This is a genomic window from Streptomyces sp. NPDC029526 (assembly GCF_040637405.1).
In the GTDB taxonomy this organism is placed as follows: domain Bacteria; phylum Actinomycetota; class Actinomycetes; order Streptomycetales; family Streptomycetaceae; genus Streptomyces.
In genome coordinates, this window is sequence record NZ_JBEZWE010000001.1 from 1,117,349 (window position 1) to 1,143,778 (window position 26,430).

General features: G+C 73.1%; 21 protein-coding genes. 8 read left to right on the forward strand and 13 right to left on the reverse strand.

The features are described 5' to 3' along the window. Positions 1-55: 55 nt before the first annotated feature. Positions 56-3,769 carry an ABC transporter ATP-binding protein gene (locus AB0F01_RS05035; protein ID WP_362089986.1) on the reverse strand — a complete coding sequence of 1,238 codons (3,714 nt, stop codon included), beginning with the start codon at positions 3,767-3,769 and terminating at the stop codon, positions 56-58. Between the two features lie 282 nt (positions 3,770-4,051). On the opposite strand from AB0F01_RS05035, the gene AB0F01_RS05040 reads away from it, so the two are divergent. Beyond that, complete coding sequence (locus AB0F01_RS05040) at positions 4,052-4,882, forward strand: endonuclease (RefSeq protein ID WP_362089988.1); 831 nt, start codon at positions 4,052-4,054, stop codon at positions 4,880-4,882. Here the strand turns inward: AB0F01_RS05040 and AB0F01_RS05045 are convergent. Both AB0F01_RS05045 and AB0F01_RS05050 read right to left on the reverse strand, forming a co-directional pair. Further along, positions 4,845-5,138 carry a hypothetical protein gene (locus AB0F01_RS05045; protein WP_362090245.1) on the reverse strand — a complete coding sequence of 98 codons (294 nt, stop codon included), beginning with the start codon at positions 5,136-5,138 and terminating at the stop codon, positions 4,845-4,847. The genes AB0F01_RS05040 and AB0F01_RS05045 overlap by 38 nt on opposite strands. Before the next feature lie 56 nt (positions 5,139-5,194). Continuing rightward, complete coding sequence (locus tag AB0F01_RS05050) at positions 5,195-5,518, reverse strand: hypothetical protein (protein WP_362089989.1); 324 nt, start codon at positions 5,516-5,518, stop codon at positions 5,195-5,197. Positions 5,519-5,684: 166 nt separating this feature from the next. Here AB0F01_RS05050 and AB0F01_RS05055 point away from each other — a divergent pair, with 166 nt between their 5' ends. From AB0F01_RS05055 to AB0F01_RS05070, 4 genes are all read left to right on the forward strand, one after another. Next, on the forward strand, positions 5,685-6,479 hold the full coding sequence (locus AB0F01_RS05055) for a helix-turn-helix transcriptional regulator (RefSeq protein WP_362089991.1): 795 nt from the start codon (positions 5,685-5,687) through the stop codon (positions 6,477-6,479). Then, complete coding sequence (locus AB0F01_RS05060) at positions 6,469-6,678, forward strand: DUF397 domain-containing protein (RefSeq protein WP_362089992.1); 210 nt, start codon at positions 6,469-6,471, stop codon at positions 6,676-6,678. The genes AB0F01_RS05055 and AB0F01_RS05060 overlap by 11 nt, the downstream gene beginning before the upstream one ends. 478 nt (positions 6,679-7,156) lie before the next feature. After that, positions 7,157-8,440 carry an ATP-grasp domain-containing protein gene (locus tag AB0F01_RS05065; RefSeq protein WP_362089994.1) on the forward strand — a complete coding sequence of 428 codons (1,284 nt, stop codon included), beginning with the start codon at positions 7,157-7,159 and terminating at the stop codon, positions 8,438-8,440. Positions 8,441-8,974: 534 nt separating this feature from the next. Next, on the forward strand, positions 8,975-9,589 hold the full coding sequence (locus tag AB0F01_RS05070; RefSeq protein ID WP_362089996.1) for a hypothetical protein: 615 nt from the start codon (positions 8,975-8,977) through the stop codon (positions 9,587-9,589). 503 nt (positions 9,590-10,092) lie between these two features. On the opposite strand, the gene AB0F01_RS05075 is transcribed toward AB0F01_RS05070, so the two are convergent. The 3 genes from AB0F01_RS05075 to AB0F01_RS05085 are packed head-to-tail and all read right to left on the reverse strand — an operon-like array spanning position 10,093 to position 14,268. Next, the gene (locus tag AB0F01_RS05075; RefSeq protein ID WP_362089998.1) at positions 10,093-11,778 is read right to left on the reverse strand and encodes a thiamine pyrophosphate-binding protein; all 1,686 of its coding nucleotides are present in this window, start codon (positions 11,776-11,778) and stop codon (positions 10,093-10,095) included. After that, positions 11,775-12,743 carry an agmatinase gene (gene speB / locus AB0F01_RS05080; protein ID WP_164334629.1) on the reverse strand — a complete coding sequence of 323 codons (969 nt, stop codon included), beginning with the start codon at positions 12,741-12,743 and terminating at the stop codon, positions 11,775-11,777. The genes AB0F01_RS05075 and speB overlap by 4 nt, the downstream gene beginning before the upstream one ends. A gap of 55 nt (positions 12,744-12,798) precedes the next feature. Next, entirely contained in the window at positions 12,799-14,268 is a 1,470-nt protein-coding gene (locus AB0F01_RS05085; RefSeq protein WP_362090000.1) for a sodium:solute symporter, read from the reverse strand. A gap of 188 nt (positions 14,269-14,456) precedes the next feature. Between AB0F01_RS05085 and AB0F01_RS05090 the strand changes: the two genes are divergently transcribed. Continuing rightward, positions 14,457-15,962: a helix-turn-helix domain-containing protein gene (locus AB0F01_RS05090; RefSeq protein ID WP_362090002.1), complete on the forward strand. Its 1,506-nt coding sequence runs from the start codon at positions 14,457-14,459 to the stop codon at positions 15,960-15,962. Between the two features lie 55 nt (positions 15,963-16,017). Here AB0F01_RS05090 and AB0F01_RS05095 read toward each other — a convergent pair whose 3' ends face one another. Then, positions 16,018-17,175: a transposase gene (locus tag AB0F01_RS05095; protein ID WP_362090247.1), complete on the reverse strand. Its 1,158-nt coding sequence runs from the start codon at positions 17,173-17,175 to the stop codon at positions 16,018-16,020. Between the two features lie 104 nt (positions 17,176-17,279). Here AB0F01_RS05095 and AB0F01_RS05100 point away from each other — a divergent pair, with 104 nt between their 5' ends. Continuing rightward, positions 17,280-17,438 carry an Arc family DNA-binding protein gene (locus AB0F01_RS05100; protein WP_362090004.1) on the forward strand — a complete coding sequence of 53 codons (159 nt, stop codon included), beginning with the start codon at positions 17,280-17,282 and terminating at the stop codon, positions 17,436-17,438. 153 nt (positions 17,439-17,591) lie between these two features. Beyond that, positions 17,592-18,389, forward strand: coding sequence for a phosphatase (locus AB0F01_RS05105; RefSeq protein WP_362090006.1), 798 nt, complete (start codon positions 17,592-17,594; stop codon positions 18,387-18,389). 145 nt (positions 18,390-18,534) lie between these two features. Here AB0F01_RS05105 and AB0F01_RS05110 read toward each other — a convergent pair whose 3' ends face one another. From AB0F01_RS05110 to AB0F01_RS05135, 6 genes are all read right to left on the reverse strand, one after another. Beyond that, entirely contained in the window at positions 18,535-19,725 is a 1,191-nt protein-coding gene (locus tag AB0F01_RS05110) for a hypothetical protein (RefSeq protein ID WP_362090007.1), read from the reverse strand. Continuing rightward, positions 19,722-20,306 carry a hypothetical protein gene (locus tag AB0F01_RS05115; protein WP_362090008.1) on the reverse strand — a complete coding sequence of 195 codons (585 nt, stop codon included), beginning with the start codon at positions 20,304-20,306 and terminating at the stop codon, positions 19,722-19,724. Before AB0F01_RS05115 ends, AB0F01_RS05110 begins: the two co-directional genes overlap by 4 nt. Beyond that, positions 20,303-22,321, reverse strand: a complete 2,019-nt coding sequence (locus tag AB0F01_RS05120) for a dynamin family protein (RefSeq protein WP_362090010.1) — start codon at positions 22,319-22,321, stop codon at positions 20,303-20,305. The genes AB0F01_RS05115 and AB0F01_RS05120 overlap by 4 nt, the downstream gene beginning before the upstream one ends. After that, complete coding sequence (locus AB0F01_RS05125; protein ID WP_362090012.1) at positions 22,318-22,611, reverse strand: hypothetical protein; 294 nt, start codon at positions 22,609-22,611, stop codon at positions 22,318-22,320. Before AB0F01_RS05125 ends, AB0F01_RS05120 begins: the two co-directional genes overlap by 4 nt. Positions 22,612-22,964: 353 nt before the next feature. Further along, positions 22,965-24,281, reverse strand: a complete 1,317-nt coding sequence (locus AB0F01_RS05130; RefSeq protein WP_362090014.1) for a GTPase — start codon at positions 24,279-24,281, stop codon at positions 22,965-22,967. Beyond that, positions 24,278-26,338, reverse strand: coding sequence for an Hsp70 family protein (locus AB0F01_RS05135; RefSeq protein WP_362090016.1), 2,061 nt, complete (start codon positions 26,336-26,338; stop codon positions 24,278-24,280). Before AB0F01_RS05135 ends, AB0F01_RS05130 begins: the two co-directional genes overlap by 4 nt. Positions 26,339-26,430 lie beyond the last annotated feature (92 nt).

Genomic DNA, 26,430 nt, shown 5'->3' on the forward strand with positions numbered 1-26,430 from the left:
CGGGGCCCCAGGGCCGGGCCTCGTCCCGTCCGCGCGGGACCGGTGCGGGCCCCCGTCAGGCCACCGCCGGGAGGTCCTCGCCGACGAAGGTGCGCCACAGGGCGGCGTACGTGCCGTCGAGGCGGAGCAGTTCCTCGTGCGTGCCGTCCTCGGCGACCCGGCCCTGGTCCATCACGATCACCCGGTCGGCGCGCGCGGCCGTGGTCAGCCGGTGGGCGACGACCAGGGTGGTGCGCCGGCCCGCCAGCCGGTCCGTCGCCCGGTTGACCTGGGCCTCGGTGGCCAGGTCCAGCGCGGCGGTGGCCTCGTCGAGCAACAGCACGTCGGGGTCGACGAGTTCGGCGCGGGCCAGCGCGATCAGCTGCCGCTGCCCGGCGGACAGGTTGCGGCCCCGTTCGGCGACCTCGTGCAGGTAGCCGCCCTCCAGGGTGGCGATCATCTCGTGCGCGCCGACCGCCCGGGCCGCCGCCTCGACCTCCGCGTCGGTGGCGTCGGGCCGGCCGTAGGCGATCGCGTCGCGGACGGTGCCCGGGAACAGGTACGCCTCCTGCGGCACGACGCCGAGCCGGTGCCGGTACGCGGTGAGGTCGAGGTCCCTCAGGTCGGTGCCGTCGGCGGTGACCCGGCCGCTCGTCGGGTCGTAGAAGCGGGCGACCAGCTTGACCAGGGTGGACTTGCCCGCACCGGTCTCGCCGACGAAGGCGACGGTCTGCCCGGCGGGGATGGTGAGGTCGATGCCGCTCAGCGCCTCCTCGCCGTCCCCGTAGGAGAAGTGCACGTTCTCGAAGGCGATCTCACCGCGCAGGGACGGCACGTCGAGCGGCTCGTCGGCCTGCACGGTCGAGGTCGGCTCGCGCAGCAGTTCCTGGATGCGGCCCAGCGAGACGGACGCCTGCTGGTAGCCGTCGAACACCTGGGACAGCTGCTGCACCGGCGCGAAGAACAGGTCGATGTACAGCAGGTACGCCACCAGCGAGCCGATCGCGAGCGTCCCCGCGTCGACCCGGGCGCCGCCGACGACCAGGACCGCCGCGGCCGCCACCGAGGACAGGAGCTGCACGAACGGGAAGTACACCGAGATCAGCCACTGGCCCCGGATGCGGGCGCTGCGGTAGCTCGCGCTGCGCGCGGTGAACCGGGCCTCGCCGTCCCGCTCGCGGCGGAACGCCTGCACGATGCGCAGCCCCGACACCGACTCCTGGAGGTCGGCGTTGACCGCCGACACCCGCTCGCGGGCCAGTTCGTACGCCTTGACGCTGGCCCGGCGGAAGAAGTACGTGGCGATGATCAGCGGGGGCAGGGTGGCGAACACGACCAGGGCGAGCCCGACGTCGATCACCAGCAGGGCGACCATGATGCCGAAGAAGGTGACCACCGAGACGAACGCGGTGACCAGGCCCGTCTGGAGGAACGTGGACAGGGCGTCCACGTCGGTCGTCATCCGGGTCATGATCCGGCCGGTCAGCTCGCGCTCGTAGTAGTCCAGGCCGAGCCGCTGGAGCTGGGCGAAGATCTTCAGGCGCAGCGTGTACAGGACGCGTTCGCCGGTGCGGCCGGTCATCCGGATCTCGCCGGTCTGCGCCGCCCACTGGGCGAGCACGGTGACCAGGCCCAGCAGGGCCGCCGCCCACACCGCGCCCAGGGCGGCCTGGGTGACGCCCTGGTCGATGCCGTGCCGGATCAGCACGGGCAGCAGCAGGCCCATCCCGGCGTCCACGGCGACCAGGCCGAGGCTGATCAGCAGCGGGGTGCGGAAGCCGCGCAGCAGCCGGCGCAGGCCGTAGGAGTCCTCGGGGCGGACCGCGGCTTCCTCGTCGACGTCGGGCACCCCGTCGGCCGGGGGCAGGGCCTCCACCTGGGCGAGGAGTTCCGGGGTGGCCGGGGCTTCGGCGAGAGCGGTGTCGCGGGGCTCGCGGTCGCCCGTCCACAGCCGGGGGGTGACCCCGCGTTCGGCGTCGAACTCGGCGTCCAGCTCGGCGCGGACGGAGGTGTCCTCGGCCGGCTCCTGCTCCCGGGCGGGCGGGGTGTGGCCCGGGGAGACGCCGCCGAGTTCGTCGGGGTCGGTGAGCAGCCTGCGGTAGAGGGCGCAACGCTGCTGGAGTTCGTCGTGGGTGCCGATGTCGGCGAGCCGGCCGCCGTCGAGGACGGCGATGCGGTCGGCGAGGTTGAGGGTGGAGCGGCGGTGGGCGATCAGCAGGGTGGTGCGGCCCCGCATGACGCTCTGGAGCGCCTCGTGGATCTCGTGCTCGACGCGGGCGTCCACGGCGGAGGTCGCGTCGTCGAGGACCAGCAGGCGCGGGTCGCTGAGGATGGCGCGGGCCAGGGCGATGCGCTGGCGCTGGCCTCCGGAGAGGGTCAGTCCGTGCTCGCCGACGGTGGTGTCGTAGCCGTCGGGGAGTTCGCCGATGAAGCCGTCGGCCTGGGCGGCGCGGGCGGCGGCGGTGATCTGCTCGTCGGTGGCGTCGGGGCGGCCGTACGCGATGTTGTGGCGCACGGTGTCGGAGAAGAGGAAGGAGTCCTCGGGGACCAGTCCGATCGCGGCGCGCAGGGAGCTGGTGGTCAGGTCCCGCACGTCGTGGCCGCCGACGCGGACGGCGCCCCGGGTCACGTCGTAGAAGCGCGGCAGGAGCAGGGAGACGGTGGACTTGCCGGAGCCGGAGGAGCCGACGACGGCGAGGGTCTCGCCGGGCCGGATGTCGAAGGACAGGCCGTCCAGGACCGGCCGGTCGGGGTCGTAGCCGAAGGCGACGTCGTCGAACTCGACGGTGGCGGGCGCGTCGGCGGGCAGGTCCTTGGTGCCGTCGGTGAGGGACGGCTCGGTGTCGATCAGTTCCAGGACGCGTTCGGTGCCGGCGCGGGCCTGCTGTCCGACGGTGAGCACCACGGCCAGCATCCTGACGGGGCCGACCAGCTGGGCGAGGTAGGTGGAGAAGGCGACGAAGGTGCCCAGGGTGATGTTGCCGCGCACGGCCAGCCAGCCGCCCAGCGCCAGCATCGCCACCTGGCCGAGGGCGGGGACGGCCTGGAGCGCCGGGGTGTAGCGGGAGTTCAGCCGGACGGTGCGCAGCCGCCCCGCGTACAGCCGTCGGCCGACCGCGCGCAGCTTGGCGGTCTCCTGGTCCTCCTGCCCGAAGCCCTTGACGACGCGGACGCCGCTGACGGCCCCGTCGACGACCCCGGCGACGGCTCCGGCCTGGGCCTGCGCGTACCAGGTGGAGGGGTGCAGCCGGGTGCGGCTCCGCTTGGCGATCCACCACAGGGCGGGCGCCACGGCGAGGGCGATGCCGGTCAGCGGCAGCGACAGCGTCGCCATGATCACCAGGGAGATGGCGAAGAGCAGCAGGTTGCCGATGGTCATGGGCAGCATGAACAGCAGGCCCTGGATCAGCTGGAGGTCGCTGGTGGCGCGGCCGACGACCTGCCCGGTGGACAGCTCGTCCTGGCGTCTGCCGTCGAGCCGGGTGATCGTCGAGTACATGTCGGTGCGCAGGTCGTGCTGCACGTCCAGGGCGAGCCGTCCGCCGTAGTAGCGGCGGATGTAGGTGAGCACGTAGACGACGAGCGCGGCGCCGACGAGGAGTCCGGCCCAGGTGGTCATGGACCGGGTCTTGTCGCCGATGACGTCGTCGATGATCACCTTGGTGATCAGCGGGACCAGTGCCATCACGGCCATCCCGCCGAGGGAGGCCCCGAGGGCGAGGACGACGTCCTTCGGATGACGCCAGGCGTACCCGGTCAGTCGTCGTGCCCATCCCCGTTGCGGTGTCACGCGGGTGCCCTCCGGTCGTCCTGATCTTCCGCAAGCACCAACGCGGGCCGCCGCGGATTTCATCCCTCCGTCACGGTCGGGGGCGGGGTGACGACGGTTCGCGGCCGGGCGGTGGGGTGGGGCGACGGGTCATGGCGACCGTCCGGGGCCGGGCGGGTGCCGTGGGCGGAGCGACGATGTCCCGTCACGCAATCGCCACGTTCCCTCCACTCGTCGGCTCGCATGTGCATGTCACTGTCACGGGTATCACCCCAGTGCAACCCGCGTAGATGGGACCCCCACATGCTCACGACACGCATACGTCGCCGGAGGGCCGTCGCCCTCGCCACGGCCACCGTTCTCGCCGGCCTCACCGCTCCCGCCCTGACCGCGTCCACCGCCACGGCCACCCCGGCCGCCGCGTCGGCCTCCTACGGCACCGCGGACTACGACCCGGCGTACTACGAGGCCGCGGCCGGCAAGACCGGCGAGGCCCTCAAGGACGCCCTGCACACGATCATCAGTGACCAGACGAAGCTGTCGTACTCGGCGGTCTGGGACGCGCTGAAGACCACCGACGAGGACCCCGCCGACAGCGGGAACGTGATCCTGTTGTACTCCGGCATCTCCCGCAGCAAGTCCCTGAACGGCGGGGACACCGGTGACTGGAACCGCGAGCACGTGTGGGCCAAGTCCCACGGAGGTTTCGGCACCTCCATCGGTCCGGGCACCGACATCCACCATCTGCGCCCGTCCGACGTCCGCGTCAACAGCGTCCGCGGGAACAAGGACTTCGACAACGGCGGCAGCGCCTTCACCGACAGCGGCGGCAGCCTCACCGACTCCGACTCCTTCGAGCCCCGTGACGCCGTGAAGGGCGATGTGGCCCGCATGATCTTCTACATGGCGGTCCGCTACGAGGGCACCGACGGCTGGCCCGACCTGGAGGTCAACGGCCAGGTGAACAACGGCAGCACCCCCTACATGGGCAAGCTCTCCGTGCTCAAGGACTGGCACCAGCAGGACCCGCCGGACGCCTTCGAGAAGCGCCGCAACGACGTCATCCACGACTCGTTCCAGCACAATCGCAACCCGTTCATCGACCACCCGGAGTGGGTCGAGTCGATCTGGTAGCCGGCCGTCCGCCCCTGCTCTCCGCGACCCGGCACACGTCGGTCAGCGCCTCGCGCATGCGGGCGAGCAGGAACCGCAGCTGCTCGGGGGTCGCACGGCGGTCCTCCAGCAGGTCCGCCGCGTGACCGAGCAGCTCGGCGGCCATCGCGAGCCGGGTCTCCTCGATCACGTCGGCCCGGCGGGAGAGGGGGCCCGTCCCGTCGGTGATCAGGTAGCAGGGCCTGCCCTCCGGCCCCGTCCAGGGCAGCAGCCGCACCTCGCGCCGCTCGTCGTACCCGTCGTATCCGTCGCACCCGTCGCACCCGTCGAACGTCACGCCGTCACCCCCGCGCCGTGCAGCACGCGTGGCACGTTGTCGCTGCCGACGCCGTGCACGGTGTACGACGGCACCCGGCGCCGGGCGCGCTGCCGCCGGGCCTCCTCCTCGCGCTCGTGGACGATCAGGTAGGGGCGGACGAGGGCGTTGTCCTCTCCCCGCAGCGGTGGGGGCCCCGGCGGTCGGGCGGTCACCGCGCCGGGGACCGGGACGGTGATCCGCCGGCCGCCGCCGGGGACGGCCGTACGTCGGCGCCGCCCCCGGCCCGGGAGGAGCAGCCGCAGCAGCGGCTCCAGGAGAAGGGCAGTGACCTGCGTCATGTCGTTCGCACCTCGGAGCACGTCGAGTGTCGTGCCCGCGGCCGTCACACGGCCGTCGGACGGACTCGCTTTCTGTAGCGATCCGCTCACAGCGTGAGACCGCGGCGATTAGGCTCGCCAGAGGTGTGCTGGTGACAGAGCGGTTGTCACAGAGGCGGGCGGTGCGATGGGCACGATGTACGGGGACTGGCTGAAGGACCGGCGCGAGGCGGCGGGCCTCACGCAACAGCAACTGGCCGACGTGGCGATCATGACGCGTTCGCACATCGCGCACATCGAGGCGGGCCGCCGGGTGCCGTCGAAGGAGGACGCGCGCCGCCTCGACACGGCGCTGAACACGGGGAACGTGCTGAGCAGTTTCCTGCCGCGGGAGGACGTAGCAGCAGCCGACTATTTCGAGGCGGTGCGACTGCTCGAACAACAAGCCGTCACCATCCGCGAGTTCGCGCTGTCGTACCTGCCCGGCATCCTCCAGACGGAAAGGTACGCACGTGCGGTTCTGAGGTCGGCGTTCCCTCCGGTGAGTGACGAGGAATGTGACAGGCGCCTTGTCACACGCCTGGAACGTGCGAACGTGCTGGCGGACCCCGTCACTCCGGTGGTGTGGGCGTTGCTCGACGAAGCGGTGCTGCGGCGCCCGGTGGGAGGCGCGGACGTCATGGCGGAGCAGGTCCGTCACGTGATCCAGCTGGCCGACGCCGGACGCATCCGGGTCCACGTGATGCCGTTCGGGGTGGGACTTCATCCACTGTTGGACAGCATGCTCACGCTCATGTGGTTCGAGGACCAGCCGCCGGTGGCATACAGCGAGGGCCTGAGGATGGGGCGGCTGCATGACGCGCCGTCAGTGGTACGGGACTTGCAGCATCGCTACGATCTCGCGCTGAGCGACGCCCTGTCGCTGCAGGACTCACTCGCCCTCCTCAGGGCCGTTGCGAAGGACTATGGAGATGAAGGCTGAGCGCGTCCCGTCCCGAGCCGCGGCATCGAGCCGCTGGCGCAAGTCCTCGTACAGCGACCCCAACGGGGGCAGTTGCCTCGAAGTGCTCGACGGGTGCCGTGCGGTGATACCCGTACGGGATTCGAAGGTTCCGCACGGGCCGGTGCTGGTTTTCCCGGGCGGTGTCTGGGCGTCGTTCGTCGCCCACCTCAAGAACTGACACCCCTCCCCGGAAAGCGTGAGCAACACCGGCCCCGTCGCCGGTTCCCCGCTCATCCGAGTCGCCTCACGACACTCCCCCGCCGCATGCTCACGGCGTCCGGCACGCACCCTTCACGGGCAGGCGCCCGCTTCCGTCGGCCACCGGCGGACCACGGTCCGGCCACTTGATCTCAGCCCGCGGGATCGGCCACCCCATCCCTTGATCACTCCCGAGGCGGCATGCTCTGCTGTCCGGGACCCTCGAGCGACATCCGACCTGTCGTTCCACCGGTACTCCTCCGGAGGAGTCCGTACACCCTGCGGCAACCGGCACGGAACGCGTCCCGCACCCCTGCACACAGGCGGTCCGCACGGCGCCCGTCCGGAAGGCGCCTCCGGCGGACGACCGCATCGGCGGCGGGAGCCGTAGCCCGCACGGCTCCGGGGCCCGGGGCCGACACCCGGCACAACGCACCGTGATGGCAAAGGACCTCGTGATGACGACGCACAGCCGCAGGCCCACCCTCGTCCTCGTGTACCAACGCACCACCCTCCCCTGGGTCTTCGAGAGCGCCGAGCGGGCCGGGATCGACCTCGTGCTGGTTCCCCGGCCCGACGAGGACGTGTCCGAGCACCGGTTGCCGACCGCCGTGGTGGACGTGGTGCGGCTGGACGTCGAAACCGACCCCGCCGGCGCGCTGGCCGCCCTGCGGCGCCGGTACGAGGAGGACCCCTTCCAGGGCATCGTGACCCTCTACGACCCCGCCGTTCCGTTCGTCGCCGAGGCGGCCGAGCTGCTGGGGCTGCCCGGTATCGGACGCGAGGCGGCTCGCAGCGCGCAGGACAAGCGCGTCATGCGGGAACGACTGGCCGCGGCGGGCCTCCACACCCCCGGCTTCGTCCGGCTGGACGACCCGGCGGACTGGGAGGCGGCGGCCCACCTCGCCTTCCCCGTGGTGGTGAAGCCGGCGCAGGGCTTCTCCAGCCTCGGCGTCACCAAGGCGGACACCCCGCAGAGCCTGAAGGGCGTCGTGGACGAGGTGTGGCGGACCTGCGCGAGCAAGCTCGGACGGGTCGACGGCCTGGTGGTCGAGGAGTACCTGGACGGCCCCGAGTTCGCCGTCGAGTCCCTCGCCCACGGTGGTGACGTGCGGATCCTGGCCATCGGCTACAAGGGCGACCCCCAGGGACCGCACTTCGAGGAGGGCGTCTACCGCGCTCCGGCCGCGCTGCCCGACGCCGTCCGGGACGACGTCCTGCGCGAGGTGACCGCCGCGCACCGGGCTCTGGGCATCACGGACGGGCCGACCCACACGGAGTTGCGGCTGCGCGGTGGTGTGACGCCGTACCTCCTGGAGATGGGGGCCCGCATCGGAGGGTCCGGGGTGTCCCAGTACATCGCCTCCACGGTGACCGGCATCGACTTCGCCGCGCAGGCCCTGCGCATCGCCGCCGGGATCACCCCCGAGCCGCTGGGCCCCGGCCCGATGCCGACGCCGGTGGCGGCCGCGGCCAACTACATCGTCCCGTGCCAGGGTTCCGGGCTGATCACCGCGATCCGCGGCCTGGACGAGCTGAGGGACGACCCCCGGGTCGACCACGTCGTGCAGATGCTCTTCCCGGGCGACGTGGTGCGGCCCTACCCGGACTTCACCGGCTACCCGGCGTTCGTGCTGTCCCGGCACACGGACACCACCGAGGCCGAGGCGTTCCACCGGTATCTGGACCGTGCCGTTCGCGTCGACTACGCCGACGACACGGGCCCCCGGGAGCAGGCGTGACCTCCGCTCCCTCCGACGCCCGCGGGACGTGACCCTGCCGGGCGGGTCATCCGTGCCGTACCACGCGACGCCCACCCGCACGCCCCCTCACACGGTCCGCGCGCCGGTGGGGCGGTGGGGCGATGCCCCTTCGGTGGCATCCGGTGCCCGACGGGCGACCGTCTCCACCCCGTCGAGCACATCCGACGCGCGCCACCCACACCTCGGTACCGAGGTAGCCAAGTAGCGAGGTGTGGCCAACGGGATCCCGGGCGTCGCCGTCAACCCCACGCAACCGGTCGCCACCCAGCGGGACAAGGACCGGCACCACGGCACCTCGGACGGCTGCGACACGCCGGTTTTCGGCCGGCCGGAAGGCCACTCGGCGTGTCGGGAGGGGCGCGTCTCTCCCGGCCCCGAGCATCACCCTCACCCACCGAAGCCTCCCTCCGGAAAACGCGAACACGTCCGCCCCGACTGCCTTCACCTCACTCATTCGAGTGCCCCCACGACATTCCCCCGCCGCCTGCGCACGATTTCCGGTACGCACCCGTCATGAGCCAGGAAACGGCCTACGGCCGCAACCCCCACAGCACGGGTCACGTCATCACGACCGTGCGCCGCCTCATGCGCACCGCCGGCCTCGACGTGTCCCTGGCCTCCGTCGCCCGCGAGTGCGGTGTCACGCGCAACTTCCTCTACGCCAACTGGAAGTGCCTGTCCGTCCTGCACGCGCGGGCGTTGGGCGTCGAGTTGTCCGCCGCCTTCGACGAGGCGGCCCGCGACCGTCCCAGTGACGGAACGGTGCCGGGGATCACGGCGCACCTGACCGAGGTGGTGCGACGGGTGCGCCGTCATCCGACCACCGCCGCCGTGGCCCGGTCCTCCCCCGAGGCAGTCCGGGCGGCGCACGGTGCGACCGCGGTCGACGGTCCGCTGATGCGCATCGCGGTCGAACGCATCAGCGACCTGCTGCACCCGCTCTGTCCGCACGGCGGAGTCTGGGGCGATTCACGGCTGGTGTCCCGGCCGTGGAAGATCCTGTGGGTCGCCCGCCCGGCCGCCCTCAGCGCCGAAACGGTCGGTGACCCGGCCCGCGAGGATCCGCTGGACGCCGGCTTCCACGACCTGACGCTCGACCTCCTGTCCCCCTGGCACCCCGACCGCTGAGGCTCGCGCCGGCCACCGAGGCACACCTCCGCCGGTGACCCACCGCGTCCGGCACTCCGTTGCGCGGGCCGACGCGTACTCCTCGTGCACGGCACCCGGACGCGCGGACCGCCCCGGAGCTGTCCTTCCGGCCGGCCGCACGGGCCGAGACGGCCGACCGGGACGAGTACCGGTTCGAGCGGCACGACCTGCCGACCGTCTCGCCACCCTGCCTGGGATCCCCTGGCCACAGTGAACGTCGGGCCATGGCGGTCGTCCGGCCACGGTGCACGGTGACCGTCGGGCCGGGAACGGCGACTCGTGCCACGCTCCGGTCGAAGGCCCGGTACCGCCGCACCGCCACGGGCGGGATCCGCGTCGCGCCGCCACAGGCGGGGGCCCGTGTCGCGGCCGGCCACACCGACCACCTCACGAGGCGCCCCCGGCAACACCCCACAGGCACCGGACCACCTCCCGCCCCGGCCCCCGGTCCCGGTCCGGCCCCCGGCCCGGGGCCGCTCGCCTCAGCCCAGGTGCGTCGGCGCGAACATGCGCAGGAGCGCCGGGAGGACGACCACCGAGGGCCCCGGGGTCGACAGGGCCTCGGCGAGGTCCCGCTCCAGGGTCTCGGGCGTCGTCCGGGTGCCGGGGACGCCGAAGGACTCCGCGAGGGCGACGTAGTCGGGGCGGGTCAGCTCCGTCGCCGTGGGCTCGCCGAACGCGTCGGTCATGTACTCGCGGAGGATGCCGTAGCCGCCGTCGTCGACGATCAGCCAGGTCACGTCCAGGTCGTACTGGCGCGCCGTGGCCAGTTCCGCGACGGAGTACAGGGCGCCGCCGTCGCCGGAGACCGCCAGCACCGGCTGGGTGGGGTCCGCGACGGCCGCGCCGAGGGCGGCGGGGAAGCCGTAACCGAGGCCGCCGGCGCCCTGGGCGGAGTGCAGCCGGTTGGGGCCCATGGCGTCGAACGCGGACCAGGCCCAGTACGCCAGGATCGTCATGTCCCAGAAGGACGGCGACTGCCGGGGCAGGGCGCGGCGCACGGCCGTGAGGACCTGCTGCTCCAGGGTGAGGTCCTGGGCGGCGATGCGGGCGCGGACCCGTTCCAGCAGGGCGCGGACCCGCTCCGGGGCGGTCGCGTCCTCGCGGGGTTCCACGGTCTCCAGGAGCGCCTGGAGGGCGAGGCGGGCGTCGGCGTGGATGCCGATGCCGGGGTGGTTGGACTCCAGCTTGCCGAGGTCCGCCTCGATCTGGACGACCCGGCCGCGGGGCCTGAACGTGTGGTAGTTCGAGGAGAGTTCGCCGAGGCCGGAGCCGACCACGAGGAGGACGTCGGCGTCCTCCAGGAGGTCGGTGGTGTGCCGGTCCTCGATCCAGGACTGGAGCGAGAGCGGATGGGTCCACGGGAAGGCGCCCTTGCCGCCCGGGGTGGTGACCACGGGGGCCTGGACGCGTTCGGCGAGCTGCCGCAGCTTGCCGGAGGCGTCGGAGCGGATCACCCCGCCGCCCGCGATGATCGCCGGGCGTTCCGCGGTGGCGAGCAGGTGCGCGGCGAGCGCGGTCAGTTCGGGGCGCGGGGGAAGCTCGTCGGGGGTGGCGTCCATCGCCGTCACCGCCGGCAGGACCGTCTCGGCGAGCAGGACGTCCTGCGGGACCTCCACCCAGACGGGGCCGTGCGGGACGGTCAGGGCCGACTTCCACGCCTCGGTGATCGCCGACGGGATCTGGGAGGCCGTCCGCACGGTGTGGACGGACTTGACGACGCCGCGGAACGAGGCCGACTGGTCGGGGAGTTCGTGCAGGTAGCCGTGGCGGCCACCGCCCAGCCCGGCCGTCGGGACCTGGCTGCTGATGGCGAGGACGGGGGCGGAGGCCGCCGCCGCCTCCTGGAGCGCGGGCAGCGCGGTCAGCGCGCCGGGGCCGGTGGACAGCAGCAGCGGGGCCGCCTCGCCGGTGATCCGGCCGTACGCGTCGGCCGCGAACCCGGCGTTGTTCTCCACGCGCAGGCCGACGTAGCGCAGGTCGGAGCGGCGCAGGGCGTCGAACATGCCGAGGGCGTGCTGGCCGGGCAGGCCGAAGACGGTGGTCGCGCCGAGCCCGGCCAGGGTCTCCACGACCAGGTCTCCGCCCGTGCGGCCGGGCGGCGGGTTCAGTGCCGCCTCCGTCTGCGCGGCGGTCGGGCGGAGCACCAGGTCGTGGTCGTGAGTCACTTCGCGCGGGCCTCTGCAATCTGGCGGGACATGATCGTGGTCAGCTCGTAGGCGGTGTGCGACGCGGCGACCGAGGTGATCTCCGCGTGGTCGTAGGCGGGCGCCACCTCGACGACGTCCGCCGAGACCAGGTTGCAGGACGCCAGGCCGCGCAGGATCTCCAGCAGCTCGCGGGAGGTCATGCCGCCGGCCTCGGGCGTGCCGGTGCCGGGGGCGTGCGCCGGGTCGAGGCAGTCGATGTCGATGGAGATGTACAGCGGGCGGTCGCCGATGCGCTGACGGAGCTGGTCGGCGACCTCGTCGGCGCCGCGCCGGTAGACGTCGGCGGAGGTGACGATGCCGAAGCCCATCTTCTCGTCGTCGGTGAGGTCCTGCTTGCCGTAGAGCGGGCCGCGGATGCCGACGTGGGACAGGGCGGAGGTGTCGAGGATGCCCTCCTCCACGGCGCGGCGGAACGGGGTGCCGTGGGTGTACTCGGCGCCGAAGTAGGTGTCCCAGGTGTCCAGGTGGGCGTCGAAGTGGAGCAGCGCGACCGGGCCGTGCTTCTTGGCGACCGCGCGCAGCAGCGGCAGCGCGACGGTGTGGTCGCCGCCCAGGGTCATCAGGCGGGCGCCGGTGCCGAGCAGGTCGTCGGCGGCGGCCTCCATGGTCTCCACCGCCTCGTTGATGTTGAACGGGTTCACGGCGATGTCGCCGCCGTCCGCGACCTGGGCGAGGGCGAAGGGGGAGGCGTCCTGGGCCGGGTTGTAGGGGCGCAGCAGCCGGGACGCCTCGCGGATGGCGTTGCCGCCGAAGCGGGCGCCCGGCCGGTAGGAGACACCCGAGTCGAACGGTATGCCCACCACGGCGACGTCGGCGCGGCCGACCTCGTCCAGGCGGGGCAGCCGCGCGAAGGTCGCCGGCCCGGCGTACCGCGGGACTCGGGACGAGTCGACGGGCCCGCGGGGTGTCTCGTTGCTGCTCATGGAACTGCCTTCTTTCCTACGCTTCGTCGCGTATGTGATGTCTGCCCGCACGACTCTACTGGCCGGCGGGGACCCGTTCGGACACGGATTCGGTTTCGGGGGCGCGTCCGGCGACGCGTTCGCGCCAGGCGGCGAGCACGGCCGCGTCGGTCGGCGGGGTCGCCAGGGAGACGACGACGTAGACGGCGAGGGAGGACAGCAGGCCGTAGAGGATCGGCTCGTTGGCGAGGATGCCGTACGCCGCCATCAGGACGACGACGGTGAGCCCGCCGACAGCGACGGCGGCGAGGGCGCCCTGGGCGGTGCCGCGCCGCCACAGCAGTCCGCCGAGGATCGGCACCAGCAGCCCGCCGACGAGCAGGTTGTAGGCGACGGTCAGGGCCTGCACGACGTCGTTCAGCGCGATCGCGGTGAGGATCACGGCGACGCCCATGAGCAGGATGAACAGGCGGTTGCCGCGGACCTCGTCGTGGTCGTCGCCCTGCGGTGCGCGGGCGAGGCCGCGCAACCGGGCCCAGATGTCGTTGTTGGCGACGGTGGCGCAGGCGATCAGCGCGCCGGAGGACGTGGACATCACCGCGGCGAGGGCGGCGGCCAGCACCAGACCGCGCACGCCGAGGGGGAGTTCGTCCTTGACGACGGTGGCGAAGGCGTCGTCGGCGTTGGCCAGGTTCGGGTAGAGCACCTTGGCGGCGGTGCCGATGACGGCGCCGGCGAGGGCGTAGGCGAGGCAGTAGGTGCCCGCGACGGTGCCGCCCCAGCGGGCGGTGCGGTCGCTGCGGGCGGTGAACACGCGCTGCCAGATGTCCTGGCCGATGAGCATGCCGAAGGTGTAGATCAGCACGTAGGTGAAGATCGTCTCGCCGCCGATGCCCAGCGGGTCGAAGTACTCGGTGGGCAGTTGCGCCTTCATCTCGGCGAAGCCGCCGGCCTTGACGACGGCGATGGGCAGCAGCAGGAGCAGCACGCCGATGGTCTTGACGACGAACTGCACCATGTCGGTGAGGGTGATCGACCACATGCCGCCGAGCGTGGAGTAGGCGACGACGATGGAGCCGCCGAGGACGATCGCGAGGGTGCGGTCGAGGTCGAAGAGGACGTCGAAGATCGTGGCGTAGGCGATGGTCGAGGTCACCGCGAGCATGAGGGTGTACGCCCACATGACGAGCCCGGAGATGACGCCCGCCCGGCCGCCGTAGCGCAGGTCGAGCATCTCGGAGACGGTGTAGACCTTCAGCCGGGCGATGCGGGCGGAGAAGAAGATGGACAGGGCGAGCAGGCCGAGGCCGATGGTGAAGACCATCCAGGCGCCGGACAGCCCGTACTGGTAGCCGAGGCCCACGCCGCCGATGGTGGAGGCGCCGCCGAGGACGATGGCGGCCATGGTGCCGGAGTACATGGCGGGGCCGAGCCGGCGGCCCGCGACCAGGAACTCGCTCTTGGACTTGGCGCGGCGCATGCCCCACCAGCCCATGGCCAGCATGCCGACCAGATAGACGACGATGACCAGGTAGTCCACGGCCATGCGGGGCCTCCTTCACGCGGTTGCTCGGTGGCGTGTCGTGCTGGGGGGAGTGGCCCGGCCGCTCGTCGCGGGGACATCCGCCCGTACCCGCGGGCCGCCGGTCTGACCTGACCCTAGGTGGCCGGAAAGCGACTGCGAAGTGTACGTTTCATCCATTCGCAGCGAACGGGATGGAGGAAGCGTCCACCATGCCGGACCCCACGGTTCCGCCCACCCCGCCCGTCCCCCTGGACGCGCTGCTGGCCCGCGCGGACCTGGGCCTGCGCCGGATCGCCGGTCCGGACGACCCGGGGCTGGTGGTGCACTGGGTGCACACCTCGGAGATGGCGGACCCGTATCCGTACCTGCTGGGCGGTGAGCTGCTGCTGTCGGCGGGCGTCCACGTCCCGGACGGGGCGGGCGCGGGCTACTTCGACGCGTACGTCTCCCGGATCGTCGCGGCGGGCGGGGCGGCGCTCGGCTTCGGCGTCGCGCCGGTGCACGACACGGTGCCCGGGGCGCTGGTGGAGGCGTGCGAGATGCACGGCCTGCCGCTGCTGGAGGTGCCGCCCCGGACCACCTTCTCCGGGGTGGCCCGCGCGGTGTGGCGGCTGATGGCGCAGGCCCGGCTGGCGGAGCTGCGCCGGGTGACCGAGGCCCAGCAGGCCCTCGCCGCCGCGGCGGCCCGCCCGGACCCCGTGCCGTCGGTGGTGCGTCGGCTCGCGGGCCGGCTGGACGGGTGGGCGGTGCTGTACGGCCCGGAGGGCACCCGGCTCGCGGCGGCCGGCCGGGAACCGGGCGAGGAGGTCCGCCTCGCACTGGCCGGACTGGCGGACGTGGTCCGGCCCGACGTCTCCCCCGCCACCGGGCGCGACCGGCCGGGCACGGCCCCCGGCGGTGCGGGGCGGCCCGCCTCGGCCGCCGACACGGTCGCCGGGACGCGGCTGACCGCGTACGCGCTCGGGGCCGGCCAGGGCTTCGTGCTCGGGGTCGCCGCACCCCGGCAGGAACCGGGCGACCACACCGTCGCGTCCGTGGCCGCCGTGCTGCTGTCGCTGCTCACCGGCGAGCACCAGAGCGGCCGGGGCACCGCCCGCTCGTCCGCGCTCGTCCGGCTGCTGCTGGGCAGCACGCCCGAGGACGTGGCCGCCCTGCTCGGCGGGGAGGAATGGCGGGTGGTGCACGCGCGGCCGGACGGGCCGGCCCCGGACCACGTGGCCGCCTCGGCCCTGGGCGCGGCGCTCGGCTCGGCGCTGGTGGACCCGGACGGACGCACGGTCCGGGTGCTGGTGCCGGGCGACCGGACCGTGGAGGCGCTGCCCGGCTGGACCCTCGGCGTCAGCGCCGCCGTCGGCCCGCGCGAGTGGCCCGCCGCCGACACCCAGGCGGCCCGCGCACTGGCCCGGGCCCGCGCCACCCGCGCGCCCCTGGTCCGGCACGGCGGGCGGCCCGCGCTGACCGACCTGGTCGCGGGCCCCGACGCGGAGGCCCACGCCCGGGCGCTGCTCGCGCCGCTCACCGCGGTCCCCGCCCTCCCGGAGACCCTGCGCACCTGGCTGTCGCTGCACGGCAGTTGGGACCGCACGGCGGTGGCCCTGTCCGTCCACCGCAACACCGTCCGCCAGCGCATCGCCCGCTGCGCGGCCCTGCTGGACGCGGACCTGGACGACCCGGACGTCCGCATGGAGCTGTGGTTCGCGCTGCGCCGGGGCTGAGTACCGGCCTGAGTACCTGTACGCAGTCGTCCGAGTACTTGACATCCTCCCCGCTCTAAAGGACGGGGATTCCTGGCTCACGTTGGCTGGGGACCAGCGGTCCGCCGGCTCTTACACGATCAGCACCAGCCGGGTTGAGACCAGCCCGGACCAGCATCACGCGGGCGGAGTTCTTGTCCCGAGGGGATACGACTCCGCACGCGGTGCAGGTGTAGGTACGTTCCGAAAGAGGAAGTGCGTGCTTGGTTCTCGCTCCGCACGACGCGCAGTCCATGGTGGTGTGCGCGGGATGCACCAGACGCACATCGCGTCCGTGCTTGCGGCCCATCTCGGTCAGGGCCGTCTTGGTGGCGCCGATTGCCGCGTCAGCGGCTTTGCGGGCCATGGTGGTCCTGGCGAGGAATTTCGGCCGGAAGTCCTCGACGGCGATCGCGTCGTGGTCGCGGACCACGGACTTGGCCCACTTGCGGGCGCTGTCCTGGCGTTGCCGGGCCACCTTCTTGTGCAGCTTCGCGGTCTGCGCCTGGGCGTGCCGGTAACCCTTGGATGCGGTCTGCCCCTTGGCAGGGCGGCGGCGGGCCATCATCCGCTGGTAGCGGGCGAGGCGCTGTGCCGCACGCTTGCCGTGCTCGGCATGGGGGAGGTCGTGTGCGTCGGACGTGGTGGTGGCGGTCTCCTTGACGCCCCAGTCCACGCCGAGCACGCGGCCTGTCTGCGGAAGGGGTTGCACTTCGGTCGCGACGACGAACGACGCGAACCAGTGCCCCACGCTGTCCTGGTGGACGCGCACCGAGGTGGGGGCGGCCGGGAGGTCGCGGGACCACACCACGGTCAGGGCAATGCCGCCCGCGATGTGGAGGCGACCGTCCTTGAGCCGGAATCCACGCCGGGTGTAGTTGAGCGTCGGCAGCGCGTCCCGCTTGCGCTTGATGCGAGGCATTCCGGCGCGCTGCCTGACCGGCAGCTTCGCCTTGATGTCCTTGAGCGCTTTCGCGCGGGATGTGGCGAAGTCGCGGATGGTCTGCTGCTGCGGCACCGAGGCGCCTTCCCGCAGCCACCTCATTGCGGTGCGGGCCTCGGTCAGCATCTTGTCGAGCTGGGCCGGGCCGCACGTCACCTTGTCGTCCGGGTTGGCGCGGTTCGCGGCGTGGACCTTGCGGGACATGGCCACGCACTCGTTCCACACCCACCGGCAGCGCGTCCACTCGGCCATCAGGCCGACGCGGGCGGTCGACGACACGCGGAGCCGGTAGGTGTACCGGACATGACCGATACCCCCCTGCTGCTGCCGTGGTGTCGCCACGGCAGCATTTTAGCGTGGAAGACGAGAAGCGGATCTCTCTCCGCCTGCCAACGGAACTGCATGCACGCCTTGTCGAGGAGGCCCGCGCCGACCGGCGGTCCCTCAACTCCGAGATTATCCACCTGCTTGAGGTCGCGCTCGGCCCGCTGGATGGAGACGACCCATCGCCCTGACGGCGATTGCTCTATTCCGTGCCCCGCTACGCGGGAGCTTCGATTCCTCCCCGGCCTGAAGGCCGGGGCATCCTCGAAGGAGAACCGGTGACGCACATCCCAGCGCGCGATACGGCCGAGACGCCCACCGGCGGCTGCTCCACAATGGGGGGCATGCCGATACCCGGGACCCCCAGCCGCGCCGAACTGCTCGGCCACCTCACCGCCACCCGCATCGCGGGCGATGTCGCCACCCCCCGCGAGAACAACCTCTCCCACTACCGCAAGCTGGCGAACGGTGACCGCCACTACTGGCTCGGGCTGGAGCTCGGCGACCGCTGGAGCGACGAGCAGGACGTGCTCGCGGTGATGGCGGAGCGGGTCGGCGTCAACGACGACCCGGAGTACCGGTACGGGCAGGACACCATCGACCCGGAGCTGACGGTGGCCGGGCTGGAGCGGATGGCGGCCCGGCTGCGCAAGGCGGCGGACGGCGGGCAGCGGGTGCTGCTGGCCACCGGCCACCCCGGCGGGCTGCTCGACGTGCACCGGGCGACCGCCGACGCGCTGCGGGCGGCCGGCTGCGAGATCGTGGTGATCCCGGACGGGCTGACCACGGAGGAGGGGTACGTGATGCAGTTCGCCGACGTGGCGATGCTGGAGCACGGCGCCACCCTGTGGCACACGCACTCCGGGGAACCGATGAAGGCCATCCTGACGGCGCTGGAGCGTGCGGGCCGCCCGCTGCCCGACCTGGTCGTCGCCGACCACGGCTGGGCGGGCGCGGCGGGACAGTACGGCGTGGACTCCGTCGGCTACGCCGACTGCAACGACCCGGCGCTGTTCCTGGCGGAGGCGGAGGGCACCGTGCAGGTGACGGTCCCCCTCGACGACCACGTGGTCAGCCCCCGCCACTACGACCCGATGACGGCGTACCTGCTGTCGGAGGCGGGGCTGAAGAGCGGGAGCTGACGGGCCGGCCGTGCCGGGTGCGAGGGCCGCGACACCAGCGGGTCCGCCCCGGGAACCGGCCGCGGCCCGACCGGCCCCGGGCGACCACCGGGGCGGGCGGCGACCGGGGCGGGCGGCGCTGCGGACGGCCGGCGCCGGTTGCGGATCAGAGGTGGGGATCCACGTGGGCCCCGTCGTGCCCGTCATGCCCTTCCGTCGGGTTGGCTCCGGTGTCCCGGCTCTCGGCGTCGGGGTCTCGGGAGCGCCCGGCGGCCTCGACGGCCTCCTCCATGTCCCTGCGTCGGTGGATCAGGTGCTCGGCGGCCAGTGCCGTGGCAGCGCCTCCCACGGCCGCGGCCGTCGTCCGCCCGACGGACCGCCTGGCCACCGTATGTTCGATGGGCGTTCCCCCGTTCGTCCCCGACGGCGATCCGGGACCGGCGGCCCCGGAGATGACCACACCGGGGTGGTCCGGTCCGGCCGGGGCTGCGGCGGCACCGGTCGGGGGGACCGCGCGCCACGGGAAGTCGGGGGCGGCGAGCAGTTCCACCAGGAGCCGCGACGCGTTGGTGACCGCGTAGCGGCGCCAGGCGTTGGGTCTGCCGTGGACGTCGAGGGCCCGGTCCGTCACCGTCTTGTCCTTCGCCGCGTGATCGGAGATGCCGCGAATGACGAGAACGTCGGCGGTGTCGGACTGGTAGGCGGACAGCGCGGCACCGCCCGCCTCCATCTCCACGGCGGCCAGCGTGCGGTTCTTGTTCCGGATCACGGCCTTGAACTCCTCCGAGCCGACCACCACCTCGCCCGTGGCCACGGGGGCGACCCGCAGTTCGGGTCCCTGGGCGGGCCGGAGGTCACGGGTGAGCGGACAGTGCGCCAGCGCTGCCAGCGACCAGTCCGTGACGATGTCCCGGCTGGCCTTGCGCAGCGGGAAGTTGCGGACGTGGTCGAGCAGCGGCGCGGACGGCTTCCAGCTCGTCCCGGCGAGAGCCAAGGTCGTCCCCGCCGGGCGGTCCGTGTCCTCGACCGCTTTCGCCCGGTGCAGGTAGGAGTCGATCTCCGATGCCACCACGACGTCCCCCAGCGCGACCTCCGGTGACAGTGCCGCCCCCGTCCCGATCACGGCCACCAGCGGGACGTGGAAGACGCGGATCAGGTCCTGCGCGGCCAGTGCGGCGCTCGGCTGCCCCATGTCGTGCAGGACGGTCAGCAGCCCGTGCACATCGGTCCCGGGGACGATGAAGGTGTGGTAGACCCGGCCCTGCTCGCGGAAGTCGCCCAGGAGGTCGAGGACCTCGCTGACGTAGCCGAACTCCTCGCGCAGGGGCACGATGACGCCGACGCGTCGGTGCGTCACGGCGTTCTCCTCTCGGACGTGAGGTCGGCCGCCAGCACGATGCGGACGGCCAGGACGGCGACGGCGGACAGTTCTGCCAGGGAGACGATGAGGAAGCCCCGCCCCGAAGCCCTCGCCGGCCAGTGCAGTGCGACCGCCGCGGCGGCGGGGACGACGAACATGAGCAGGTCCACGGAGAGCTGGAGGATCTTCGTCGAGGTCCTGCCCGGCTCCGTTCGGTGCGCCCTCTCCCAGCGCAGGACCGCATCCGGCGGACTACCGGCCAACTCGGCTATCCGCGGCGCGAGTTCGCGCCTCAGGTAGCGTCCGGCCGCTGAGATCTTCAGGTCGTTGGCCAGGTAGGTCCATCCCAGCACGAGACAGACGGGGGGCAGGAGGAGCAACGTCCCCGGCGGCGCGCCGGCCGTGAGGACGACGGCCAGGACGGACACCAGCCCGGCGAGTGTGGCGTACATGAGGTGGTCACGGGCCACGATCCGCGCCTTCTGCTCCGACTTGAGCGCCTCGTACTCCAGAAGCAGTACCTCCCGCAGGGCGGCCCTGCGCTCCTTGTCGTCCATGACGCCCGGGGTCCCGGTCACAGATCCCACTCCCGGCCGACCGCGGCCGTCCGGCCGGCCAGTTCGTCCAGCCGCCGCAGACACAGCCGGGTGGCTGCGATCCGCTCGGCGCGCTCCTCGGGGCTCACCTCCAGCGCCAGCCGAAGGTCCTGCTGATCCCGTTCGATCACGTCCCGCTGCTCGGCCAGCAGGTCGTCGATCACCGTCGTGACGGCCTCGCAGCCCGCCTTCGCCTCCTTCAACGCCACGGCGACGGCTTCCTCGGTGATCGCCTTGGCGACCCTGTCGAAGAGGGTGACCAGCTGCTCGCGTTCCGCGGACCGGCGCGCGAAGAGTTCCTTGACCGTGCCCAGGGCCAGCGAGGTGAACACCGCCATGGCCGTCGACCGGGCGTCGGACGGGTGCGGCCCGGTGGCGCCGGTGGACCGAGCGAGGTCGTGGGACGGGCTCGTCGCGGAGTCCGGTGCACCGGCCGGCTCCTCGTCCTGCCGCTGGCGGCGGGACCGGCCGATCGCCGCCCTGGCCACGATGAAGGCGTTGAGCATCTGCTCCCAGGCGGCGTCGCTCATCCTCGGCCGGCCGGGGATCCGCACGGATACCTTCGCCGACCCTCCGAGCCGCTCCAGGTGTCCGGCGACCAGGCCCTTGTCGTCCCGCTCGGCGATGCCGCGCACCGCCTCCCGCAGGCGTTCCTGCACCGTCCTCAGCATCTCGTCCAGTACCGCCTGGGGCTGCTGGGGCAGCGTCTTCGCCGCTTCCTTGCGCTCCGCCCGCTTCATGCCGTCGAACTGGTCCCGGTAGTGGGCGCGCAGCGCCGCGACGTCCTCCTTCGCCTGCTGGGGAAGGTCCAGGGCGAGGGACGCGAGAGCAGCGTTGAGGTGCTCGCGCCAGGAGTCGCCGTCGGTCCGTTCCCAGTCGGCGATCCGTCGCTCGCGTTCCTCGATGGCGCGCTGTGCCTCCTCGTCGCCGCGCATGACCTGGCGCGTCTCCTCGGTCCGGCGTCGCACGGCCGCGGTGGTCGACTCCGTCAGATCCACCATCGCCCGGCGGTGGATCCGGTCCACCTCCTCCGCCACACGGATCCGCAGCCACTCCGTCAGCTCGGGCAGCCCGCTCAGCTCCAGGTCCTCGTCCCGCTGCGGCCCGGCCGGAGCCCGCTGTGCGTCGAGGGCGAGCCGCGCGGACACGGAAAGCCCCTCGACCCCGCTCATCAGCCGGGCGAGCCGCTCGGCCGCGGCCTCGTCCTCGGTGACCCCGGCCCAGGTGCTCGGAGCGCGCAGTCGTGCGAGGTCGTCCCGCAGCCTGCGGTCGGCGTCCCAGGCGAGGTCGCTCTGCGTCTGAACCACGAGGCAGCGGTCCACGCGCTGCGCCGCCCGGGCCAGGAAGTCCTGCTCGGTGGCACTGAGCGGTTCACCCGACCGCGCCACGAAGAGCACCGCGTCCGCGTCGGACAGCGCCGCCAGAGCCAGCCTGCGGTGTGCCGGGTTCGCTCCGCCCACGCCCGGGGTGTCCACCAGGCGTAAGCCGCCGGCCAGCAGCTTGGCCGGCACCTGGAGAAAGGCACGCAAGACCTGCGCGCCCCGGCCGTGGCGATCGGTGACGGTGCGTTCTCCCGAGGTGGTCAGGTAGTCGATGATCTCCTGCTCCCCGTCGAGGTCACGTTCGACGAAGGCGTCGCGGATGGTGTCGAACACGGTGGCCGTGCCGGTCAGTTCGGGCCCGTAGGACATCTCCACCGGGACCGAGGAGAGGGACTGCACCGCCGAGGGCAGCAGGTCGTGCTCCAGCAGGGAGTTGATCAGTGTGGACTTCCCGGTGGACACCTCGCCCAGCACCGCCACCCGGGCGAAGGGTTCCTGCCATCGGCCCGCCAAGGACCTCAGGGGAGCGGTTACGCTCCGCGGTATCCCCTGTGCGTCGGCGAGGGTGAGCAGTTCCTCGGCGATGGCGTTCATCTCCTGCTCCGGCGTCCCGGCCCCGCTGCGAGGGCCGTCCTGGCCGTGCGTGTCCGTGTCGTCGTCGTGGTGCTGGTTCATGGCGTGTCCTCACTCTTCCCGGTCGCGTACACGGCGACCCTCGCGGTGCGGATGAGTTCGTCCTGCGGGCCGAGGAAGCCGGGGGCCAGCAGGGCCGCGACCGTGTCCTCCCGGGCGGGGTCGTCCGTGGACCGGGTCTCGTCCCAGTGGTGCTCGGCCGGCTCGAAGGGGTCGCCGGGTGACGGGCGGACCGTCCGCAGGCCGGGAAGCCGGCCCACCGCGTCGAAGAGGCGGCGGGCGAGCTCCTCGTTGCGCAGCCGGTCGGCGACCGCGAGGACGTCCCGGGCCACGGCGACGCAGTCCCGCGTCGCGGGCGGTACGGCGGGTGTCGGGGCGGTGTGCGTGTCCGGCGTCGCAGGCCGCGGATTCCGGGCGGGGGCGTGCCCGGGCGGGCGCGCGGGCGCTTCCGCCCGGGGACGGGCGGGCGGGGCTACGGGGTTCCCGGCGGCAGCCGGTGGACCGGCGTCCGGCGCCTGGTGCCGCCGTTCCGCATGCAGGGCGGGGTGGGCGGCGGCACGCTCCAGCCGGTCCGCGATCCGCCGCAGTCCCTCGGCGATCCGGCCCGCCGGCAGGGGTGTCCATACCCGTCCGGGTGAACGACCCGGCCGACGGGCCGGTCCGGGGTCGCGGGGTGTGCGTGGGGTCATCGTGCGGTTCCCTTCAGCCGGGGCGGTGCGTCCGCCCGACGGGCCAGTCCGACGATCAGTTCGGCCACGTCGCGGCTCCGGGTCGACCGCAACGGGTGTACGGCGTAGGCGGACCAGCGGGTGGCGAGCGCGGGCGGGTCGGGACACCTGCCGGAGCGCAACAGTTCACAGGCCGCGTCACGGTCGTCCCGAGGGAGATCGGCACCCACCTCACCGTGTCGGACCAGGCGCGCGGCGGCCCGTCTGCGCCACCCGTCGAAAGCGGCCGTGCCGTGGAGCGCCCGCAGCCGTTCCTGGACGGCTGCGCCGTCGTGGGACGCCGGACGCGCTGCCCAGCGCCGCAGCCGCAGTACAGCGGCGGTGGCCGTGAACAGGTCCCCGTCCTCGGCGATGTCCGCCAGCACCGACTCCAGCACCGGCAGGCGTGACATGTCCTCCACCACGCGCAGGACGTCGGCGGCGGTGGCCGACCGAGCCGTCCGGCTGAGCAGCCCCGGCAGCCAGGAAGGTGATCCCAGCGCGGTGACGAGCGCCTGCACGTGGCCCTGGGACAGGTGGTGTGTGAGGTGGTGCCAGTGCAGCACCGTACGGGTCAGGATCTCGGGCTTCGCCCGGATCGCCTCCAGGGCCGACACGAGCGGGGTTCCCACGTCCGCGACGCGAGCCGCCACAGCCATCTTCTGATGGACGGCGACGGCCCGGATCGGCAGCCGGGTTTCGCGGGGTATGCGCTCCTCGATCTCGGCGAAGTCCGAGGCCACCTCGTCGGCCTTGCCCGCCACCGCGACGACGTTGCCGGTGAGGTCATAGGGACCGGCGGTCATCGCCGTCAGATCGGCCAGCGCCTCGGCCTCGCCGTCGGCCCGGCCGCGCAGCAGGAGGAACACGTAGGCGGCCGCCGCACCGGCCAGGTCCCCTCCCGGGAGCATGCGCCGGGTGTGCCTCGCGTTCCCCGAGTGCGTGTTCAGCCCCGGCGCGTCGGCGATCATGAGTCGTCCGGCCAGCGGGAAGTCGGCCGCGATTCCGCGGTGTGAGGGATCGGGCAGGGGCGCGGCCTGCAGGCCGGGGCCGTGGAACCACGTGACCGCAGAGGTCGTCTCCCGATGGTCGGTCTGCGCGTGGTGACCTGCGAGGAGGGCGTTCAGCAGGGTGGACTTGCCCGCCGAGACGTCACCGACGAGCAGGACGCGCAGGGGCTGACCGCACTGGGCGAGGACGTCCCGCAGCACCGGGTCGTCCCGGTGACGGGGATCGCGCAACAGGTCCGCGCAGAAGCCGGCCACGACACCGCGGGCGTCGGGCACGCCGCTCACGTCCGCTCCCGGGCGAGGTGGAGCCGGTCGACCACGGTCCCGCCGGGCGTCCGGCGGCGGGCGTGGACGACACCGGGGTCGGCGCCGGGCAGCAGGGCGACGGGGGGAGGCAGGTGCCATGCGTCCCGGAGTGCGACCTGGCGTCCGCACCGGCCGTCCAACGCGCGGTACACCCGCACCTCCGCGTCGTACGCGACGACCAGGCAGGCGTCCCCCTCACCGATCACGGCCACGGCGCCCGCCGTCCGCAGGGTGCGTCGCCAGAGCCGCTCCAGTCCCCCGGCGGTGACGGACCAGCCCACGATGTCCCCCGGGGACACGGCGCAGCACAGCCCCGAGGGGCCGACGACGAAGGCAACGTCGTCGGGCAGCGGCGTCTCGCCGGTCACGCGGCCGGTGCGGGTGTCGAGGTGCACGATCCGTCCGGCGACACGGGCCAGCAGCGTGTGCTCGCCGGAGAAGGCCAGCTCCCGCACCGGCTCGCGCAGGGGCAGCGGGAGCCAGCCGCGCGCCCCGTCGTCGACGAGGGTGCTGCCGCGACGGCCGGTCTGGGACCAGGCGAACAGCGGTCCCCGACGGGCCAGGGCCGTCACGGTCCCCTCCGGACGTGTCGGCAGCGCCGCCAGTGAGCCGAGGACGTTGCCGAGCCGCAGCCCGCCGGACGCGCTCGTCGTGGTGCAGGTGAACGAGGGCGAGGGGTGGGCCAGCACGACTCGGCCGGTGGTCACATCGGCGGCGACCCGCGTCACGGCCGGGCGGTCCTCCGGGTCGCGAGGACCGCCCCCGCCCCGGCCGTCCCACCCGCTGCGGTGGACGCGCACCCGCTGGTCCGGTCGGCGCTCCAGCACGCCGCCGGGTAACGCCGCCAGCTCGCTGCCGGGGTCGTCCAGCACGATGGCGGCGGGGTGGACAGTGAAGGGTCTGGCCGGCTGCGGCGGCCGGTCCTCGCTGCGCGTACCGGAGTGGGCACCGCACGCGACCGCGCTCCCCTCGACGCCGGTGAGGTCGATCAGTCGCACCTCGTCGGGCCGGTCACCGCGGCTCCCCCGGGTGCGGGACAACGCGCGGACGAGACCGGCGACCCGGTCGCGCACCACACGGCTCCGTGCGGCGCCCCCGCTGAGCACCAGGGCGTGGGGCGGATCCCCGGGGAAGGAGTCGATCGCGGTGCGCGCCGTGGAGATGCAGCCGAGGACGAGGTCGTCGACGGCGTCCTCGAAGTCCTCCCGGTCGATCACCACCTGCGACGCGTCGTCGGTGAGGGTGAAGGTCGCCGTCTCGTGTTCGCAGAGCCGCAGTTTGAGGAGTTCGGCCTCCGACTTGAGCAGTTCGGGGTTCTCCAGCGCGAACCGGTCGAGTGCCCGCCGGGTCTCGTCGTCCGCGCGGTCGCGCACGACGTGCAGTGCCCGGACGTCGAAGTCGTCGCCGCCCACGTGCCGTCCGGCCGAGTACAGCACTTCGGGCACGTCCCCCGGGACGGCACGCAACAGGGCGAAGTCGAACGTGGAGGCTCCGAGGTCGAACACGGCGAAGGTGCGGTCGCCGAGGCTCTCCGGCTGCCGCAGGGCCGCGAACATGCCCACCGCGGCCGCCTCACCGACCAGGGAGAACGACCGGCAGCCCGCCATCGGGGCGGCATCCGCCAGCACGGCGCGCTGTTGCTCGGACCACATCACCGGGTGACTGAGGATCAGGTGGCGGGGTGTTCCGTACGGTTCACGCACCGCGTCGAGCACATGGCTGATCGCGGCGGCGAAACCGCGCACCAGGGGCAGGGAGTCGCCCGAGGGGAACAGCAGCTCCCGGTGCACCGGCTCCGTGCCACCGGTCGCGTTCACCTGCTGTTTGAGGCCGGTCACGTAACGGCCGGCGAACCGGGGCGCCTTGCGGACGTTCTCCGCCTGCTGTCCCGTGGTCAGGCTGCCGTCCGGGTGCAGCAGCAGCCCGGTCGGCCACTCCGCGCGACCCTGTTCCCTGATGGCGACGGCGTCCTCCCCCGGGCCGGGCAGGACGGCGGCCTTCGTCAGCGAGGCACCTATGTCGATGGAGAGCAGCACGCGACCCCCTGTGTGAAGGGCACCCCTGTGCCGCCCGGCCGTGCGCCGGGGCGGTCTCCCCGCACCCTTCTTGTCACAAAGACTTTATGCCC